The sequence below is a fragment of the Prauserella endophytica genome, from assembly GCF_005146945.1.
GTDB lineage: Bacteria > Actinomycetota > Actinomycetes > Mycobacteriales > Pseudonocardiaceae > Prauserella_A > Prauserella_A endophytica.
In genome coordinates this window covers 64,224-81,685 of the sequence record NZ_SWMS01000026.1, presented here as the reverse complement: position 1 = coordinate 81,685, position 17,462 = coordinate 64,224, and the positions used below count along the sequence as shown (strand labels likewise).

Below are 17,462 nucleotides of genomic sequence, written 5' to 3'. Positions count from 1 at the left end.
CCCGCACCTGGAGACCACGCGGGTGTCCGGCCTGCCGCCGCTAGAACACGCCGGGCAGGATCTCCTCCTGCGCCTTGGCGTAGCTGTCCTCGTGCTCCTCCAGGTAGCCCTGCCACGCTTGGGCGTCCCAGATCTCCAGCCTGGTGATCGCGCCGATCACCACGCATTCCTTGTTGAGCCCGGCATAGCGCCGGAGCTCGGACGCGATCGCGATGCGCCCCTGCCCGTCAGGGCGTTGCTCGTCGGTGCCCGCGAACAGATACCGCTGGTAGGCACGCACCGACTCGTTCGTGAAAGGCGCCTCGGCCACCTTGCGGGCCATCTGCTCGAACTCCGCGCGCGGGAAGACGTACAGGCAATGATCCTGTCCCTTGGTGATCATCAGCCCACCCGCCAGCGCGTCACGGAACTTCGCGGGCAGCGTGAGCCGCCCCTTGTCGTCCAGCTTCGGGGTGTGGGTGCCGAGGAACATCGGCCACCACCTCCCCTACCGACCAGCGCCGAACCCACGTGCCCGCGGATTCCGCCGAGATCGGCCACGAGGCTTCCCTTCCGCCCCACTGGCCACCACCGTACCCCACTTTTCACCACAGTCAACGTCGAAACAGCTCGATCGTGGACTTTCACGCGGCGTTTACGCAGGTCACTGCGGTGGGGCCCGAGTGGGGTGCGGTGGGGGGAGATCGCCGCCGCGGGTGAGGGAACACGTGTGCCGCGACCCCGTCAATGCCCTCGAGAGCCCGTCCGTGGCGGAAAGTGGGGGCGGTGGGGAGCAGTGGTGGAGGGAGGTGGGTGACGTCCTCGCATCGGGCAGAGTCCGCAGACACCGCGCCGGAGAATGGCCACGGCCAGGTTCACCGTCCGTAGCATCCCGCCACGTGACGAGTGCCCATCCACCCCGAGGGGCCACGGGGCAGGACTGCTGCCCAGCTCATCGGCAGCCCTCTGCGCCGCGGCACTGGCCATGACCGCCTGCGCGCCGGGCGAGGCACGCCACCCGCCGGGACGACGACGTCCGGCGACGCTGCTGACGGTCGACACGCTGGGCCGGGCCGGGCTGGACCAGCTGGGGCCCTGGCCGAGCAGCTGCCGACCGGCCTGGAGCGGGCACTCGCGTAGCGCCCGCCGGATTCGGGTCCTGAGGTGACCGACGACTACGCCACCAGGTCCGCGAGCCGCGCGGCGAGGCGCTCGCGGTCGGCGGGTGCCACGCTCATCCAGTCCTCGTCGCCCCGGCCCGGCGCGACCGTCCCGAGGTAGGCGCCGACATCGGTGACGAACCAGCTCACACCACCGAGCCTGCGCAGCCGGTGCCCTTCGCGCACCCGCACCGAGAACTGGCCCGCGCCCAGCACGGGCCGCGCCTGGATCGCGAGCACCTCGCGCAGCTGCTTCTCGTAGGCCGCCGAGCCCGCGGCCTTCCCGTACACCGGGTCCTGCGCCGCCGGACCCAGCACGGACGCGGGCAGGCTCACGCCGTAGCCCGGTCCCGGTTCCAGTTCGGGCAGCACCCCGACGGCGGCGGAGAACAGCTCGCCCTCGCCGATGGCCGCCAGGCCGATGGTCTGCCGCGGCTGCACGGCGAGCACACCCCGCCTGCCGCGCGCGGCGGCCACGGCCCGCACCGGCTCCGGCTCCGCGAGGTCAAGCAGCGCCTCGCACTCGACGTACACCGACGCGCCCGCCAGCAGTTCGAGCCGGTCGAGCAGCTGCCCGTCGGGCTCGCCGCCGGGGAGGAGCCCGCGCTCGGCGAGGTTCTCGTGCACGGCACGGCGGATGTCGCGGCGCTCGCTGTCGGTGCGCCCGACGCTCGGCACGAGCAGCGGCGCCGGCGGGGCACCGTGGCCGAGATCGGACCAGAGGATGTCGAACGCCGAGGCGGATACGCGAATCACATCGGGACCGGCTTTCCCTGCTGACCCCGGTGTCCCCCGCCTCCCGTCAACGGGGGCGGCGCGGTGAACGACGAGGACGGCACGGCCGCCCGCAGCGCGGCGTCGCGCGCGTAGAGGACGTCGATCGCCTTCTGTCGCGCGGCCTCGGCCTCCTCCCGGCGGGCCGACAGCGTGTCGGAAAGCCCGGCGAGCGCGGCGAGGTCGCCGGTGGCGACGGCGTCGCGGATCATGCCCGCGGGGTCGTACGACACCGGCTCCGGCATCTCCGCCCGCGCCCGCGCGGCGGCCTCGGCCTGGCTGCCCACGGCCTCCCCCAGCGACGCCGACACGGCCGCGGCCTCCTGGGACCAGCCCGCCGCCTTGCCCAGCACCGCGCGCAGAGCGTCCCCGCCGGGGCCGCTCCACGCCTCCTCGCTGCCCGCGGACATGCCTGCGAGCGCGTCACCCGCATCCCGCAGCGCGCCGGCCAGCTCGGCCCACTCACGGCCGATCTCGCCGGCCTCGGCGGGTTCGTTGCCCGACTCGACCTCGGCCTTGAGCGCCTCGTGGCTGTACCACTCGTAGCGGCGGCCGGTGCCCGGTATCGCGCGCCCGCTCATGACAGCCCTCCCGGCAGTTTCGGCTCGATCAGCCCGGCCACCGTGTCCGCCCGCGTGCACGCCTCGGCGGTGCCGGTGAAGTTGGTGTTGGTGACGTCCACGTGCACGCTGGCCGACTCGCCGGTGCCCAGCAGCACGGCACACGTGCCGTCGTCGGCCTCGTGGTCGGCCACGCGCAGCGCGTCGTGGGCGCCGATGCGCACCTGCTCGGCCGTGCCCTCCTGCCCGGTCCGCAGTGCGGCGAGGCCGGAGGTCTCGTCGATGGTGATCGTCACGCCGTAGGAGCCCGGTTCGGTGTAGTCGCAGGCCCGTGCGCCGCCGAGGGACTTCTGCTCGCCCGTCGTCGTCAGTCCCGCGGTGGAGCGCTCCGCCGGGGACAGCAGGCCGCAGGGGTCGAGCGCGGCGGGCTGCGTGGGCGACATGGACGGCGTGGACGGCGTGGACGGCGTGGACGGCGTGGACGGCGCCGACGTCGGCGCCAGCGTTGAAACACCGTCGGTATGAGCGGGTTCGCCAGCGACCCTGCCGCACGCGGCCGCGAGGAGTACAAGGGGGACAAGGGAAAGAAGGGAGCCGGGGACACGCATTCGGTCAGCCGCCACCCACGCAGTCCACGCCGTCGGCCGCGGCCTCGTCCTCGGTCTGGTAACGCTCGAGCGCCACGGTGATCTGCGCCTTGAGGTCCTCCAGTTCCCTGCCGAAGCGGGTCAGCGAGTCGGCGGCGGAGTCCTCCCCGCCGAGGCCGTACTCGGCCATGAAGTCGCCGACCTCACCGGCGTACCCCGCGCCGAGCGGAACCGACCGGCCGAGCACCTTGGCCTGCCGCACCAGCTGTCCCACGACGTCCTGCAGCTCGCTGAGCCGCTTGAAGGCGTCGCCCGCCAGTTCCGGTGACACGGCGAACGCCTCCGCCGGCACCGGCGACACCCTCGGGGCCGCCATGTCCAGGTCGGTCATCGCGTTGCGCCTCTCCGTAGTCGCCTGGTTCCGGTTCGGAGCATAGGTCAGAACCGAGGGTCATCGGGACGCGTCGGCCCTGCTCACCTGATCGGGCCAACGGCGCTGGTGACCATGCGTGACCGCAGGGTTGAATCATGGAGTTCGCCCGCGTTTGACACACTTCGTGGGAGGCTTGTCGAGGGCGAGAACAACGCCCAGTCCCACGAATGATGACCACACGTTCGTGGCGCGCGCGAGGGTATTGGCACAGGAGGTCGTGTGACGTCGAGAGCGCAGTCTGCCGCCACCGCCGAGCTGAACGGCGAGCAGACCACCGAACACGTGCGGTACCCAGACGGCTTGCATGTCAACGGGCAGGGGCCGGCCGGGCTCGATGAGCTGCACGAGACCGTCCGGCGCATCGCGGCCAACGTCGAGCGGGTGCTCGTCGGCAAGCCCGAGGTCGTCCGCATCGCGTTGGTGACGCTGCTCGCGGAGGGGCACCTGCTGGTCGAGGACGTGCCGGGCGTCGGAAAAACCTCGCTCGCCAAGGCGCTGGCCCGCTCGATCGACTGCACGGTGAGCCGCGTCCAGTTCACGCCGGACCTGCTGCCCAGCGACATCACCGGCGTCTCGATCTACAACCGGCAGGCCGCCGACTTCGAGTTCCGGCCCGGCCCGGTGTTCGCCAACATCGTGGTGGGCGACGAGATCAACCGCGCCTCGCCGAAGACGCAGTCGGCCCTGCTGGAGTGCATGGAGGAGCGGCAGGTCACGGTGGACACCACCACCTACCACCTCGATGAGCCGTTCATGGTGATCGCCACCCAGAACCCGATCGAGATGGAGGGCACCTACGCCCTGCCCGAGGCGCAGCGCGACCGGTTCACCGCCCGCGTCTCGATCGGCTACCCCGACCCCAAGGCCGAGCTCGCGATGGTCGACGAGCACGCCGGCCAGAACCCGCTCGACCAGCTTGAGCCGGTGTCCGACGGCGCGACCGTGCACCGCCTCATCGAGACGGTGCGGAAGATGCACATCGCGCCCGAGGTGCGGCAGTACGCCGTCGAGCTGGCCGCCGCCACGCGCCAGGTGCCGGAGCTGCGGCTCGGCGCGTCGCCGCGCGCGACACTGCAGCTCGTCCGCGCCGCCCGCGCGCAGGCCGCGCTGTCCGGCCGCGAGTACGTGGTGCCGGACGACCTGCACGCGGTCGCCATCCCGGTGCTCGCCCACCGGCTCGTACTCACCACGGAGGCCCACGCCGCACGCCGCTCCGCGACCGACGTGATCCGGGGCGTCCTGCACCGGGTACCCGTCCCGCACGGCGGCAACGGGCTGGGCCACCGCTAGCCCAGAACCCGGACGAACACCGTGACCAGGTCATCTCCCGACGATCCTCAGCGGTCGCGCACGCCGAAGCGACAGGCCCCCTGGCGCACGCTCTCCGGCCTCACCACGAGGGGCCGGTGTCTGCTGGCCGCCGGGGTCGCGGCCGCCGTGTGCTCGGCCGTGCTCAACGAGCGCGACCTGCTGCGGGTCGCCGTGTTCGTGATCGCGCTTCCCCTGTTCGTGGCGCTGCTGGCCTCCGCGTCGAAGGTGCGGATCGGCGCGTCGCGCACGCTGCTGCCCGAGCGCGTTCCCGTCGGCGGGCACGGCGAGGTGCAGCTCGACATCTGGCGCAGCGGGCACCTGCCCGCTGGCGACGTGCTGCTCGAGGACGGCATCCCGTACGCGCTCGGCGCGCGGCCCCGGTTCGTGGTCGAGCGCCTGCCCCAGCACCGGTCCGTGGCGCTGCGTTACCCGGTGCAGCCCGCGCTGCGCGGAGTCCAGCAGATCGGCCCGTTGCGGGCGACGATCACCGACCCGTTCGGGCTCTGCGAGTTCGAGCGCGAGCTGATCTCGCACTCGCGGCTCATCGTCGTGCCCAGGGTGGTGCGGCTGTGGGGGCTCCCGATCGGCGCGGGGATCGGCTCCGGCGACGACGGCAGCATCCGGCTCCACGCCGGCCAGGGCGAGACCGACGTGATCGTGCGGCACTACCGGCAGGGTGACGACCTGCGCAAGGTCCACTGGCGTTCGACCGCCCGGCGCGACGAGATGATGGTGCGGGTCGAGGAGCGGCCGTGGCGCGGCGGCACGACGGTGCTGCTCGACCACCGGGCGGCGGCCCACCACGGCACCGGGCCGGCCGCGAGCCTGGAGTGGGCGGTGGAGTTCGCGGCGAGCGCGTGCCTGCACCTCGGCCGCGCCGGGCACCGCGTCCGGCTGGTGAGCGAGCACGGCCGCATGCTCGCCGACACCCCTGGCGGCGGCGGGCCGAACCACGACAACGTCGTGCTCGACGCGCTCGCGGCACTGCAGCCCGCGCACGAGCGCGACCTGACCACGGGCTTCGACCCGGCACAAGGGCAGGAGCTCATCGCCGTGCTGGGCACCATCAGCAACGACTCGGTGCACGAGCTCACGAAGTACCGGCCGCGCGGCACCCGCAGCCTCGCCGTGCTGCTCGACACTCCCGCGTGGACGAGCGGGGTGAGCGCTCCCGAGCACCGGGCCGCGGCCACGGACGAGTCGGCCGCGCTGCTGCGGGCCGCGGGCTGGGGCGTGGTGATCGCGACGCCCCGCACGTCCATGCCGCAGGTGTGGTCGGAGCTCTGCCGGACCGTCTCCCCCGGCGCGTCCCTGATCGGCGGCCCCGCATGACAGCGACCGCCCCGCCCCGGCCGCACGCCCCGCCGCCCACACCGCCGTCGGAGCCGCAGCAGTCGCTGTCGGCGCACACGGTGCTCACCCCCGCGCTGGCGGGGCTGGCCACGGTCAGCGCGGCGACCTCGCTCACGGGCGTGATCCAGGGCCTTTCGTGGCTGGGCTACCTCATCGTCGTGACGCTGCTCGTCGCGTGCACCGGACTGGCGCTGCGGACCCTGCGCGCCCCTGCGCCGCTCGTCGGCATCGCGCAGCTGCTGGTGCTGCTGTTCCTCGTCACCGGCGTGTTCACCCGCACCGGGCTGCTGGCGATCATCCCGGGGCCCACGGCACTCGTCGAGCTGAACGACGTGCTGGTCGCGGCGTTCGAACAGATCCGCACCGGCCTGCCGCCCGTGGAGGCGACCACGCCGATCCTCTGCCTGGTCACGATCGCGATCGGGCTCGTGGCGATCCTGGTCGACACGCTGGCGGTGTCGGCCTCGGCGCCGGCCGCGACCGGGCTGATCCTGCTCTGCGTCTACGCGGTGCCCTCGGCGCTGGCCGGCGACCTGCTGCCGTGGTGGACGTTCGCGTTCGGCGCCGCCGCCTTCGCCGCGCTGCTCGCCGCCGACGGCAGCCACCGGCACCGCACCTGGCGCAACCGCACCACACCGGGGCTCGGCGCCTCCCCCGGTTCCGCCTCCGCGCCGGTCGCCGTTGTGGCCGCGTCGCTCGTCGTGGGGCTCGTGGCCGGCTCCACCGTCACCGCCATCGGCACTCAGGGCAGCCTTCCGGGCTCGTCCTCCGGCGGCCAGAACGTGCCAGGCGGGCTGGGCGTCAACCCGTTCACGTCGCTGCGCGGGATGCTCGACCAGGGTTCCAACGTCGAGCTGTTCCGCGTGCGGGGCCTCGGCGACGACCGGCGGCTGCTGCGGGCGTTCACGCTCGACACGTACCGGCCCGGTCAGGGCTGGGGCCTGCCCGACGGCCCGATGCCGCCGGGTGTGCCCGCGAACGGCCCGCTGCCCGCGGCCCCCGGCGACGACGGCACCGGCGAGAGCCGGGAGATCCGGATCGAGCCGGTGAACTGGTTCGACCTGTGGCTGCCGACCTACGGCGCGCCACGCGGGCTGCGCAACATCTCCGAGGGCTGGTACTACGACCGCACGAGCGGCACGATCTTCCGCGAGCGCAGGCAACGGCCGGCGCCGTACGTCGAGATCGCGTCGCTCGAGGAGCCGTCCAAGGCGGAGCTGCGGGTCACCGATCCGCAGACCGAGGAGCTGCCACCGGTCTACACCACCGCGGACGAGGTCGACCCGCGCGTCACCGAGCTCGCCCAGCAGCTCACCGCCAACGCCACCAACAACTTCGACAAGGCCGAGGCGATCTGGCGCTACTTCAGCGCCGAGAACGGCTTCGTCTACGACACGCAGACGGCGCCGGTGAGCGATCCCGACGCGCTCGCCGACTTCGTGCTCAACGGCAAGCGCGGCTTCTGCGAGCAGTACGCGTCGTCGATGGCCGTGATGCTGCGGGCGATCGGGATCCCGTCGCGCGTGGCGATCGGGTTCACCACCGGCTACCCGACGGACAACGGACGCACGATCACCTCACAGGACGCGCACGCGTGGGTGGAGGTCTACTTCGGCGACCGTGGCTGGGTCAGCTTCGACCCGACACCGCTGTCGGACGGCCGCGGCTACGTCCCGCCGTACCTGGCGCCCGAGGACACCCAGAGCGAACCGACCCCGTCGGCGCAGGACGACGTGCCGACCGCCCAGTCGAGCCAGCAGGCCCCGCAGAACCAGCTGCCGGAGCCGCAGGCGCAGGGCGGCGAGGGCCAGACCGAGAAGCCGTTCTACGCGGCGCCGTCGTGGTCGGGCTGGGGCACGCTCGTGTCGGTGGTGCTGGCAATGCTGCTGACGGCCGCGGTGCTGGTGCTCGGCAGGCGGATGACGGGTGGACGGCACGCGCCGGCGGGCAAGCCGGTGCCGGGCTGGCTCGCCCCCGTCGCGGGCGCGTTCTGGCTGTTGTCCCTGCTGCTGCTCGCGTGGCAGTGGCACTGGGCGGCGGGGCTCACCCTGCTCGTGCTGGCGGGTCTGGGGCTCACGCCGTCGCTGCTGCGGGAACTCCGGCGCAGACGGCGCCTGCAGACGATCGAGGCCAGGGAACCGACCGCGGCGAACGCGGCGTGGGACGAACTGCTCGACGAGTGCGCCGACCGGGGCATCGAGATCCCGAAGAGCGACACGGTGCGCCTGGCGGCGCAGAAGGTGGCGCAGCGACACCATCTCGACGAGCGGGGCAAGAACGACCTGCGGACGGTGGTGGGCGTCGTGGAGCGGTCCTGGTACAGCCCGGCCGCCGGCGAGAACGATCCGGAGTTCGCGCGCGCGTTCCAGAGCCTGCGCGAGGGCCTGCACCGCACGGCGCCGATGTCGTGGCGGGGCAGGCTCTTCCCCCGCTCGCTCTTCCGCCGCGGCACCCCCCCGCTGACGCACGGCTGACTGTCCCCCAAGGCCACCTTTGTTGCGTTGAACGCAACAAAGGTGGCCTTGGGGGCCTGTGGGCATGGAGCGGGCACGGAGCGAGTGGGTGCGTACACGCGTAAGCAGGGTGCCGCGAGCGCGGCACCCTGCTTACGTCAACGCTGTGCGAGCGGAGCTAACGGTCCTCGAAACGCTGCCGGAAGCGTTCTTCCATGCGCTGGGTGAAGGAGCTGCGGCGCGTCGGTTTGCCGCCACCCCCGCCGCCCGCGCTCTTGGCGTCCTTCTCACCCGGCTCCCCCCGGGCTCGCATGGCAGTGACGGCAAGCAGAACCCCAAAGAACATCACGAGGAACCCGAGCACGCTGATCAACGGAATCTCGGCGACCCGGAAGGGCACCACGACGCCGAGCACCAGCAGCGCGACGCCCACCGCGAACAGGGCGATGCCCTGGATGCGCCTGCGGCGCGTGGGGCGACGCATCTTGGCGCCACGTACCGTGGATGCGAACTTGGGGTCCTCGGCATAGAGCTCGCGCTCGATCTGATCGAGCAGCCGCTGCTCATGCTCGGAGAGTGGCATCTTTCCTCCTCCGGCACAGCGTTGTCTCCGACCCCACTGGTGGGCGCCGGACCTTCGCAACGTCGTGGACCCAACGACCCCCCGTTCGGGGTGTCCCCACCAGGATACGAGCCCCGCGCTCCGACGACTACCCGATCTCGCATCAACCATGGAGAGATTTGCACCAAAAGCCCGGCTGGGGCCATCCACCCGGGTGAAGGCGACGAAGGTCACCCCTCTTCGGGTGACAACAGCGACGCAGGCCGGATGGCCCCCGCGCCGAACTTGGACCGGGCGACGTCGGCGGCGATTTCCGCCTCCCGCCAGCGCGGGGCGGGTGCCTCGAGGCTCAGCTGCTCCCCCGCGCCCTCCGCGGCGAGCCCCTCGACGCGCACGCCGATGAGCCGCACCGCCGCGCCCGACGACGCCTCGGCCAGCAGCGCGGCCGCCGTGGCGTGGATCTCGCGGGCGACGTCGGTTGCCGAGAGCAGCGTCCGCGCCCTGGTGATCGTCCTGAAGTCGGCGAACCGGACCTTGATCGACACGGTGCGCCCGCGCACGCCCTTCGCCCTGAGCGTGGCCGCGACCCGCTCGGACAACCGCAGCAGCTCCCGGTTGAGCAGCGCGCTGTCGTGCTGGTCGGTGTCGAAGGTGTGCTCGGCGCCGATCGACTTCTCCTCGGACTCCGGCACGACGGCCCGGTCGTCCCGGCCGTTGGCGAGCGCGTGGAGGTGCTCACCGAGCGCGGAGCCGAGGCTGCGCCGCAGGCGGTCGAGCGGGGCCTTCGCGACGTCGGCGATCGTGTCCAACCCGTGTCTGCGCAGGTTCTCCTCGGTCTTCTTGCCCACGCCCCACAACGCCGACACCGGCAGCGGGTGCAGGAAGTCCAGCGTCTGGGCCGCGGGCACCACGAGCATCCCGTCGGGCTTGGCCATGCCGGAGGCGAGCTTGGCGACGAACTTGGCCCGCGCGACCCCGACCGAGCACGTGATCCCGTGCTCGGCGGCCACCCGTTCGCGGATGAGCGCCCCGATTCCCGCCGGGGTGGTCGCGAGCCGCCGCAGCGCCCCGCTCACGTCCAGGAACGCCTCGTCCAGGCTCAGCGGCTCCACGAGCGGCGTCAGCTCCCGGAAGATCGCCATGACACCGCGGGAGACCTCGCTGTAGGCGCCCCGGCTCGGCGGGATCCACACCGCCTGCGGGCACAGCCGCCGCGCCGCGCCCACCGGCATCGCGGAGCGCACGCCGTAGCGGCGCGCCGGGTAGTTCGCCGACAGCACCACCGAGCGCGGGCCCGCGCCCGCGACGATCACCGGCCGTTCGGCCAGCTCCGGCCTGCTCCGCAGCTCGACGGCCGCGAAGAAGGCGTCCATGTCGACATGCAGCACACCGCAGCCGGTGTCGTCCGGTGTGGTCTCCCCCGTGGCGCGGAACCGCTCGAACCCCGCGGGCAGCGCCGCGTTTCGTCCCATGCGGGCAGGCTAGCCGGACCCACCGACATTCAGGTCGTGTCCCACGATCCTCCGCCGTCGCGAGCGGAGATCGGCGTGGACGCGGCGCGACGGAATCGCCGGGAACCTAGGCGGGGCGCCGCGCCAGCGCGTGCAACCTGCTCGCGATGTCGCGCAGCGGCGGCGTGCCAGCGGCGAGGGCCTCGAAGTCCGCCACGTCCTGTTCCCACGACGCGACCGCGTTCACCGGCTCGGCGGAGAGGCTGTGCACCACGTCGGACACCACGCCGTCGCCCTGCAACTGGGCGACCTCGAGGCCGGCACCCGCGAGCAGGGCCTCCAACCCGGTCGTGTCGAACCGGCGCAGCAGGGTCTCCGCGTCGTCGGTGAGCACGCCGTCGGGGTCGGTCAGCAGCTTGCGGGCCTCGGCGAGCCTGCCCGCCAGCGCGCGGTGCAGCGCGGCGGCGTGCCGGTTGGCGACCAGCACCGAGACCGCCCCGCCCGGCGCCACCACCGCGGCGAGCGCCGAGATCGTCACCGCCGGGTCGTCGACCACCTCGAGCAGCCCGTGCGCGAGCACGAGATCCGCGGAACCGGCGGGCACGCGGGCGCCGAGCGCGTCCGAGTCGTCGGCCACCACCGTGATCCGGTCGGACACGCCCACCTCGGCGGCCCTGCGTTCCAGCGTGGCCAGCGCGTTCGGGTTGGGCTCCACGACGGTCACGAGGCAGCCCTCGTACGCGAACGGGACCGCCCAGACCCCGCTGCCTCCGCCCACGTCGATCACGCGCGGCTCGGCAGCGCCCCGGTCACGCGCCGCGCGCAGCTCCGCCTCCAGCACCTTCCGGACCGCAGCTGAGGTGTGCCCGGCCGACGTCTCCGTTCGCATGGTCGGCAGCGTAGTTGGGCCGCTCGGGCGCACTCACCTCGACCGGCCACGATCGCGCTCCGGATACGACTACGCTCGCAGGCGTGCACACGGTGGCCGTACTGAGCCTCAAGGGAGGCGTCGGCAAAACGACGGTTGCGCTGGGTATTGCCTCGGCTGCGCTCCGCAGGGGAGCGAGGGCGCTCGTGGCGGACCTCGACCCACAGGGCAACGCCACCGCGACGCTGGACCCGCCGATGACCGAGGCGACGCTCACCGATGTGCTGGAGACCCCCCGGCTCGCGGTGATCAGGCAGGCCCTTGCGCCGAGCGGCTGGAGCGACGAGCTCGACGTCCTCGTCAGCTCCGAGGACCTGGAGCTGCTCAACGAGCCCGGCCCGGACAGCCGCCGGATGGACAACCTCGCCCGTGCGCTCGACGAGCTGACCGCGTCGCCGCCGGGCGACCCGTACCAACTGGCGATCCTGGACTGCCCGCCCTCGCTGGGCAGGCTGACCCGCTCGGCGCTCATGGCCGCGGACAGCGCGCTGCTGGTCACCGAGCCCACGATGTACGCCGTCTCGGGCGCTGAACGGGCGCTGGAGGCCATCGAGGCGATCCGCGCGGAGCACAACCCCCGGCTGCGGCCCGCGGGCGTACTGGTGAACCGCCTGCGGGTGCGCTCCTACGAGCACCAGTACCGCGTGCAGGAGCTGCGCGAGTCGTTCGGCAGGCTCGTGATGCCGACGGCGATCCCCGACCGGCTGGCGATCCAGCAGGCGCAGGGCGCATGCGTGCCGATCCACGAGTGGAAGTCGCCGGGCGCGCAGGAGATCGCGCTGACGTTCAACATGGTGCTCGCCAAGATCCTGCGGTCGAGCCGCGCGGGCAGGCACCGGCTGGCCGACGAGGAGCCCGAGCCCGCCTCAACTCCCGCCGAGCCCTCGCAGAACGAGACCACCTCGCAGTTCCCCGTGCTGCGCGAGCTCGCCGAGCGCGAGATCGGCTGAGATGCCCGAGGGCGACACCGTCTTCCTCACCGGGAAGAAGCTCGAACGGGCACTCGCCGGGCAACGGCTCACGCGCACCGACTTCCGGCATCCCGCACTGGCGACCACGGACCTCTCCGGACACGACGTGCTCGGCGTGCGCACCGTCGGCAAGCACCTGTTCCTCCGCTTCTCCGGAGAGCTGAGCCTGCACAGCCACCTCAAGATGGACGGCTCGTGGCGGGTGTTCGCGCGCGGCGCGCGGTGGAACATGCCCGCGCACCACGCGCGCGTGGTGCTGACCACCGAGACCACCGAGGCGGTCGGCTTCCGCGTGCACGACCTCGTACTGCTGCCGACAGACGAGGAACGGCGGCTCGTGGGACATCTCGGACCGGACCTGCTCGATCCGGAGTGGACGGACGAGCACGCGGCGATCGCCGCGCGGACACTGGCTTCCCGGCCCGAGCTGGAGCTCGGGCTCGCGCTGCTGGACCAGCGGGTGATGGCCGGGGTCGGCAATCTGTACAAGTGCGAGATCTGCTTCCTGCTCGGCGTCACACCGTGGACGCCCGTTTCCGAGGTCGACCCCGCCGAGACGGTGGCGCTGGCGCGGAAACTGTTGCGTGCCAACGCCTGGCGCTACGACCAGAGCACCACCGGCGAGACAGCGCGCGGCAGGCGCAACTGGGTGTACGAGCGCACCCGGCAGGGCTGTTTTCGCTGTGGCGGCCGGGTTCGCGTCGCCACGCAGGGAGCGGGCGTGCAGGGCAGGCCGACGTGGTACTGCCCGAACTGCCAGCGCGGACCCGCCCCCGCGCGTTAGCCCGGCGTCGTGCCGACCTCGAGCTGCCGGCCCCACGGCCTTGACCGGCGGCGCGCCGACCTCGCTCCCATCGCACTCGTGGCGTGTCCCACGCCGAACGTCCGCACCGGACACACGCTGAACGGGGAGTACCTCTCGGTGGCCACGACGCTGGGCCTGCGGGCGGCGTTCCTCCAGGATACCCGCACGGACGCGCTACCGGCCGCGATCGACGGCGTCGCGTGCGACACGGGAAAACCTGTTGCCGGGCAAGGGTTGCCTCGCTTAGCGTTGCGGCACACGAGAAAGGAGGTGGTCCGAAGTTGAATAGCTACAGGACTCGTGAGGTGGCTGTCCGCTGACGGGCAGCACACGGACCACCTGGGCAGGCTGACCGCGAGCGCGGTGCCCGCCCGAAGTACGTGTGCCTGGCAGTGAATACCAGGCAGTCACCGGCCCCCTGTCGCTTCCGGGTTCCGGTCCGACCCGGGCCCGAACGGCTGACGACGTTCGGGAGTCGCGCAGGGGGCTCTTTCACTTGCGGCTCACTCTCCGGGGCCTGTCCGGCCCCGCAGCGCGATCAGGCAGCATGGTCGCGTGCTCTTCGACAAGATCGCGCGGCCGGCGCTCTACCGGCTCGCCAAGTCCGATCCCGAGGTCGTGCACGAGCGCACGGTGCGCGCGCTGGGCAGGCTCGGCGCCGTGCGGCCCGCGCTGGCCGCCCTGCACCGCGTGTACGCCGTCGACGCCCCCGTGACCGTGTTCGGGATCCGCTTCCCCAACCGGGTCGGCCTCGCCGCCGGGATGGACAAGGACGGCCGCGCGCTGCACGCCTGGCCGGCGCTCGGATTCGGCTTCGTCGAGGTCGGCACCGTCACGCGGCTCGCCCAGCCCGGCAACCCCAAGCCCCGGCTGTTCACCCTCGCCGCCAGCGACGCCGTGATCAACCGGATGGGCTTCAACAACGCAGGCGCCGAGGCGCTGGCACGGAGACTCGCCGAGGGCGGCAAGCCCCGCGTCCCGCTGGGCATCAGCATCGGCAAGTCCAAGGTGACCCCGCTGGAGGACGCCGTCGAGGACTACCGGGCGTCCCTGCGGGCGCTGCACCCCTACGCCGACTACGTCGCCATCAACGTCAGCTCGCCGAACACTCCGGGGCTGCGGGAGCTGCAGGACCGTTCGGCGCTCGCCGAGCTGCTCGCCGAGCTGAGGGGCACGGCGGCGACACTCGCCGAGGAGGCGGGCACGACCGCGGCCCCGCTGCTGGTGAAGGTCGCCCCCGACCTCACCCACGAGGCGCTGGCCGAGCTACTGGAGGTGTGCCTCGAGCACGACGTCGCCGGGATCATCGCCACCAACACCACGCTCGGCCGGGAGGGCCTCGCCCCCGCCGACGCGCGCGTGGCCGAGGAGGCGGGCGGGCTGTCGGGCCGGCCGCTCGCCGAGCGAGCCAGGGAGGTCGTGCGCTTCGTGCGCGAGGAGACGGGCGACCGGCTGCCCGTGATCGGGGTCGGCGGGATCTCCGGGCCGGAGGACGCGCGGCGCATGCTCGACGCGGGCGCGAGCCTCGTGCAGGTCTACACGGCGTTCGCGCTGCACGGCCCCGGGCTGGTCCGGCGGATCAACCGGACGCTGGCCGGGGAGCCGGCACGGTAGGCCGCTGTGTGCTCAGATAGCGCAGGTAGGCGCGCCAGCAGCGGTACGACGTGATGTCGGTGCCTTCCGCGGCGGCGACCGCGTCACACAACACCGCGACCGCGTGCGCCCCGTCCTCGAGTTCCACGCTGCCGAGCGTCAGCGGCGCGGGCAGCCCGGCGAGGAACTCTCCGAGCCCGGCGGGGGAGATCAGCCACCGCTCGGCGAGCAGGGCCGCGCCGTCCCGCTCCGCGCGCAGGACGCCCGGCTGCGGCGGCGTGCCCGGCAACGCGACCATGCGATAGCGCGGCGCCGTCTCGACGAACCCGGTGAACCGCGCGCCCACGCCGGTGAGCTCGCCGTTGCGCGGCTGGCCGCGCAGGTAGGCGCCGAACACGATCAGCCCGATCCCCGTCGACGGGTACGGCGTGTCGGCCTGGATGCCGCTGAGCAGGCCGACCACGTCGATGCCCACCTGGTCGTCGAACGCCCTGGTGACCACGACGGCGCCGCCCGCGCGCCCGTCGGGGAACCCCACGGCCGCCGTGTCGAGGATGCTCGTGAGCTCGGCGGGTGACGGCGTGGTGCCGGTGGTGGGCAGGCACAGGGCATCGTGGCCGCGCAGGATCGTGGCGGGACGCTCGGCCCACTCCCGCGCTCGCTCGGCGAGCGGGATCTCCTCCACGACGGCTCCCGCGGCACGCAGAGTGTCGACGGTGACCGCGAACGAGGAGCGATCCACCGTGGACAGCGCGGCGAGATCGGCGCGGGAGGGCACCGCGATGCGCGGGTGCTCCCCCGCGCTCAGCCGCACCGAGGCGGGCCACTCCCGGCTCGCCGGGTCGCTCTCGTCTGGCCCGGTCAGCGCCGCGAGCACGAGCTGGCCCCGCTCGACGTCACGGGCCAGCACGGTCAGCCCCGAGTGCCCAGGCACGAGGCCCCGCGTGGGGCGCAGGGCCACCAGGCCACGGCAGTCGGCGGGCAGCCCGGTGCAGAGGGCCGCGTCCAGCACGTCGAGCGCGGGCGCGGCGGAGACTCCCACCGGGTCGGCGGTACCGAGCACCACCGCCCCGGCCCGCGCGAGCCGCTGGGCGAGCACGGGATCGTCGCCGATGCCCACGAGAACACCCGCCAGGGCCGGCGACTCACCGGCACGCAGGCGTTCGTCCACGGCTTTCGCGTCGACGAGAACGTCCTCCCGGGAACGGACGCTCAGCCACGGCGCGGAACCGCCGGAACGGGCGAGTGCCTCGAAGGCCGCGATGGCCCGCTGATAGGAACTGACCGGCGGAAACGACACGGTCTCTTCCTCGGTGAGAAACGGGTTCACGCCGCTGTCCTTTCCGCCGACGCCCAGGCAACCACGATTACCCACGTCCGGATGAAATCAATCCGGGCCGTTCTCGGTGCGGTTACCGTCCGAGGCTAGGAAGAGGCGTTTCCGGAATCGTGTCGGCGGCGTTACCCGACTATTTCCCGTGGTTACGCCTCCGCCATTCCGGCGGCGATTCCCCGTCGGGGCGGAAGCGTCGTCAGGACAGGTCGCGCAGCGCCAGCGCGAGCCCGGCGAGGCGGTCGGTGGCGTCGGTGAGCGCCTCCTTGGCGGGATGCACGCCCCCGCTGCTGGCGGCGACCGCCCGGCCGGCCGCGGCGACGAGCCCGCCGTAGCCCTCGACGCCGTCGTCGAGCTGCTCGGCCAGCGTGCGGATGGCGGAGTCCAGCGGCTGCCGCTCGCTCGCGGGCGCGGAGGCCCTCGCGCGCTCGATCGACTGGATCCGGCCCGCGAGCGCCCGCAGGGTCGCCGAGGCCTCGGCGGCGGTGTTCCGCGCGTCCTCGACGGACAGCTCGGGCACCGATGCCGGGGCGCCGTTCGCGGGTGAGGCCAGCTGGCCCAGCAACTCGGCGAGCGTCGCCTCGCTCTCCGCGAGCCGCTCCATCGGCTTGCGCGCGGCGGAGTTCGCCGAGGGCAGCCGCGGTGGCTTGGTGGAAGCCACCGCGGGCACCTCGGTGCGGTTGAGCTGGCGGAGCTTCACGCCGGACCGTACCGCCAGTACGCCGAAGATCACGGCGCTGGTGAGGCCGCCGAAGGCGCCGACGAAGCCCTCCTCGCCGCCCGTGACGCCGTAGAAGCCACCGACGGCCCACAGCACGCTCAGCAGCGTGATGATGGTCCAGAGGGTGAGCGCCTTGGAGGTCCTGCGCTTGCGGCGCTCCAGCTTGGCGGACGGCTCGTTCCAGCGCGTCCACTTGTCGCGCATGTCGGCGATCGCCGCCACCTCACGAGGCAGCAGCGGCGCGTCCGCCGAACGCGTCGGCTTGGACGGCCGCGTCGGCTCCTGTGGAGCGCTCTCCCGCTCCTCGCCGCCGTCGCGGGACTGGCCCTGCTGCTGCGGCGGAAGGTACTTCTGGAGCTTCTCCTGCGCCTTCTGGGCGTAGTCGGGCAACCGCTCGATGTGCTTCTCCAGCTTGGCGTTCAGCTGGCTGAAGTCCCGCCTGCCCGACTTGCCCGATCCCGCGGCCATGATCCCAGCCCGGCCTTGCC

At 72.9% G+C, this 17,462-nt stretch carries 16 protein-coding genes; 6 read left to right on the top strand and 10 right to left on the bottom strand.

Annotated features, from left to right (window positions below):
* Positions 1-40 precede the first annotated feature (40 nt).
* The 5 genes from mraZ to FCN18_RS31815 all read right to left on the bottom strand — a co-directional run bounded on the left by mraZ (position 41) and on the right by FCN18_RS31815 (position 3,451).
* The gene (gene mraZ / locus FCN18_RS31835) at positions 41-472 is read right to left on the bottom strand and encodes a division/cell wall cluster transcriptional repressor MraZ (protein ID WP_110338725.1); all 432 of its coding nucleotides are present in this window, start codon (positions 470-472) and stop codon (positions 41-43) included.
* 682 nt (positions 473-1,154) lie between these two features.
* Positions 1,155-1,895 (bottom strand): ESX secretion-associated protein EspG, encoded by a 741-nt coding sequence (locus FCN18_RS31830; RefSeq protein ID WP_137096808.1) that lies wholly within the window; start codon positions 1,893-1,895, stop codon positions 1,155-1,157.
* Positions 1,892-2,494 (bottom strand): PE-PGRS family protein, encoded by a 603-nt coding sequence (locus FCN18_RS31825; RefSeq protein ID WP_112267172.1) that lies wholly within the window; start codon positions 2,492-2,494, stop codon positions 1,892-1,894. Before FCN18_RS31825 ends, FCN18_RS31830 begins: the two co-directional genes overlap by 4 nt.
* Positions 2,491-3,081, bottom strand: a complete 591-nt coding sequence (locus FCN18_RS31820) for a DUF3558 family protein (protein WP_137096816.1) — start codon at positions 3,079-3,081, stop codon at positions 2,491-2,493. Before FCN18_RS31820 ends, FCN18_RS31825 begins: the two co-directional genes overlap by 4 nt.
* A 4-nt stretch (positions 3,082-3,085) precedes the next feature.
* Complete coding sequence (locus FCN18_RS31815) at positions 3,086-3,451, bottom strand: hypothetical protein (protein WP_112267174.1); 366 nt, start codon at positions 3,449-3,451, stop codon at positions 3,086-3,088.
* Positions 3,452-3,712: 261 nt separating this feature from the next.
* Here FCN18_RS31815 and FCN18_RS31810 point away from each other — a divergent pair, with 261 nt between their 5' ends.
* The 3 genes from FCN18_RS31810 (at position 3,713) to FCN18_RS31800 (ending at position 8,631) form a co-directional block, all read left to right on the top strand.
* Positions 3,713-4,783 (top strand): AAA family ATPase, encoded by a 1,071-nt coding sequence (locus FCN18_RS31810; RefSeq protein WP_112267176.1) that lies wholly within the window; start codon positions 3,713-3,715, stop codon positions 4,781-4,783.
* Positions 4,784-4,903: 120 nt separating this feature from the next.
* Positions 4,904-6,136, top strand: a complete 1,233-nt coding sequence (locus tag FCN18_RS31805; RefSeq protein ID WP_228714235.1) for a DUF58 domain-containing protein — start codon at positions 4,904-4,906, stop codon at positions 6,134-6,136.
* Positions 6,133-8,631, top strand: a complete 2,499-nt coding sequence (locus FCN18_RS31800) for a transglutaminase family protein (RefSeq protein WP_137096807.1) — start codon at positions 6,133-6,135, stop codon at positions 8,629-8,631. The genes FCN18_RS31805 and FCN18_RS31800 overlap by 4 nt, the downstream gene beginning before the upstream one ends.
* A gap of 157 nt (positions 8,632-8,788) precedes the next feature.
* Here FCN18_RS31800 and FCN18_RS31795 read toward each other — a convergent pair whose 3' ends face one another.
* From FCN18_RS31795 to FCN18_RS31785, 3 genes are all read right to left on the bottom strand, one after another.
* On the bottom strand, positions 8,789-9,193 hold the full coding sequence (locus tag FCN18_RS31795) for a DUF3040 domain-containing protein (protein ID WP_112267180.1): 405 nt from the start codon (positions 9,191-9,193) through the stop codon (positions 8,789-8,791).
* Between the two features lie 209 nt (positions 9,194-9,402).
* Entirely contained in the window at positions 9,403-10,644 is a 1,242-nt protein-coding gene (locus FCN18_RS31790; RefSeq protein WP_112267182.1) for a DNA polymerase IV, read from the bottom strand.
* 106 nt (positions 10,645-10,750) lie between these two features.
* Positions 10,751-11,512 carry a class I SAM-dependent methyltransferase gene (locus FCN18_RS31785; protein WP_112267183.1) on the bottom strand — a complete coding sequence of 254 codons (762 nt, stop codon included), beginning with the start codon at positions 11,510-11,512 and terminating at the stop codon, positions 10,751-10,753.
* Between the two features lie 83 nt (positions 11,513-11,595).
* On the opposite strand from FCN18_RS31785, the gene FCN18_RS31780 reads away from it, so the two are divergent.
* The 3 genes from FCN18_RS31780 to FCN18_RS31770 all read left to right on the top strand — a co-directional run bounded on the left by FCN18_RS31780 (position 11,596) and on the right by FCN18_RS31770 (position 14,941).
* Positions 11,596-12,501: a ParA family protein gene (locus FCN18_RS31780; RefSeq protein ID WP_112267185.1), complete on the top strand. Its 906-nt coding sequence runs from the start codon at positions 11,596-11,598 to the stop codon at positions 12,499-12,501.
* Between the two features lies 1 nt (position 12,502).
* A complete protein-coding gene (locus tag FCN18_RS31775) occupies positions 12,503-13,306 on the top strand; it encodes an Fpg/Nei family DNA glycosylase (RefSeq protein ID WP_112267187.1) in 804 nt (267 codons plus the stop codon).
* A gap of 576 nt (positions 13,307-13,882) precedes the next feature.
* The gene (locus tag FCN18_RS31770; RefSeq protein ID WP_112267189.1) at positions 13,883-14,941 is read left to right on the top strand and encodes a quinone-dependent dihydroorotate dehydrogenase; all 1,059 of its coding nucleotides are present in this window, start codon (positions 13,883-13,885) and stop codon (positions 14,939-14,941) included.
* Here FCN18_RS31770 and FCN18_RS31765 read toward each other — a convergent pair.
* Both FCN18_RS31765 and pspM read right to left on the bottom strand, forming a co-directional pair.
* Positions 14,907-16,295, bottom strand: a complete 1,389-nt coding sequence (locus tag FCN18_RS31765) for an allophanate hydrolase-related protein (RefSeq protein WP_228714233.1) — start codon at positions 16,293-16,295, stop codon at positions 14,907-14,909. The genes FCN18_RS31770 and FCN18_RS31765 overlap by 35 nt on opposite strands.
* A 157-nt stretch (positions 16,296-16,452) precedes the next feature.
* Complete coding sequence (gene pspM, locus FCN18_RS31760; protein WP_112267193.1) at positions 16,453-17,442, bottom strand: phage shock envelope stress response protein PspM; 990 nt, start codon at positions 17,440-17,442, stop codon at positions 16,453-16,455.
* Between the last annotated feature and the right edge of the window lie 20 nt (positions 17,443-17,462).

Excerpts from the sequence above, each read along its gene's own strand:
- FCN18_RS31820 (WP_137096816.1), bottom strand. The coding sequence starts at position 3,081 with ATGCGTGTCCCCGGCTCCCTTCTTTCCCTTGTCCCCCTTGTACTCCTC.
- FCN18_RS31815 (WP_112267174.1), bottom strand. The coding sequence starts at position 3,451 with ATGACCGACCTGGACATGGCGGCCCCGAGGGTGTCGCCGGTGCCGGCG.
- FCN18_RS31795 (WP_112267180.1), bottom strand. The coding sequence starts at position 9,193 with ATGCCACTCTCCGAGCATGAGCAGCGGCTGCTCGATCAGATCGAGCGC.
- FCN18_RS31790 (WP_112267182.1), bottom strand. The coding sequence starts at position 10,644 with ATGGGACGAAACGCGGCGCTGCCCGCGGGGTTCGAGCGGTTCCGCGCC.
- FCN18_RS31800 (WP_137096807.1), top strand. The coding sequence starts at position 6,133 with ATGACAGCGACCGCCCCGCCCCGGCCGCACGCCCCGCCGCCCACACCG.
- FCN18_RS31825 (WP_112267172.1), bottom strand. The coding sequence starts at position 2,494 with ATGAGCGGGCGCGCGATACCGGGCACCGGCCGCCGCTACGAGTGGTAC.
- mraZ (WP_110338725.1), bottom strand. The coding sequence starts at position 472 with ATGTTCCTCGGCACCCACACCCCGAAGCTGGACGACAAGGGGCGGCTC.
- pspM (WP_112267193.1), bottom strand. The coding sequence starts at position 17,442 with ATGGCCGCGGGATCGGGCAAGTCGGGCAGGCGGGACTTCAGCCAGCTG.
- FCN18_RS31775 (WP_112267187.1), top strand. The coding sequence starts at position 12,503 with ATGCCCGAGGGCGACACCGTCTTCCTCACCGGGAAGAAGCTCGAACGG.
- FCN18_RS31785 (WP_112267183.1), bottom strand. The coding sequence starts at position 11,512 with ATGCGAACGGAGACGTCGGCCGGGCACACCTCAGCTGCGGTCCGGAAG.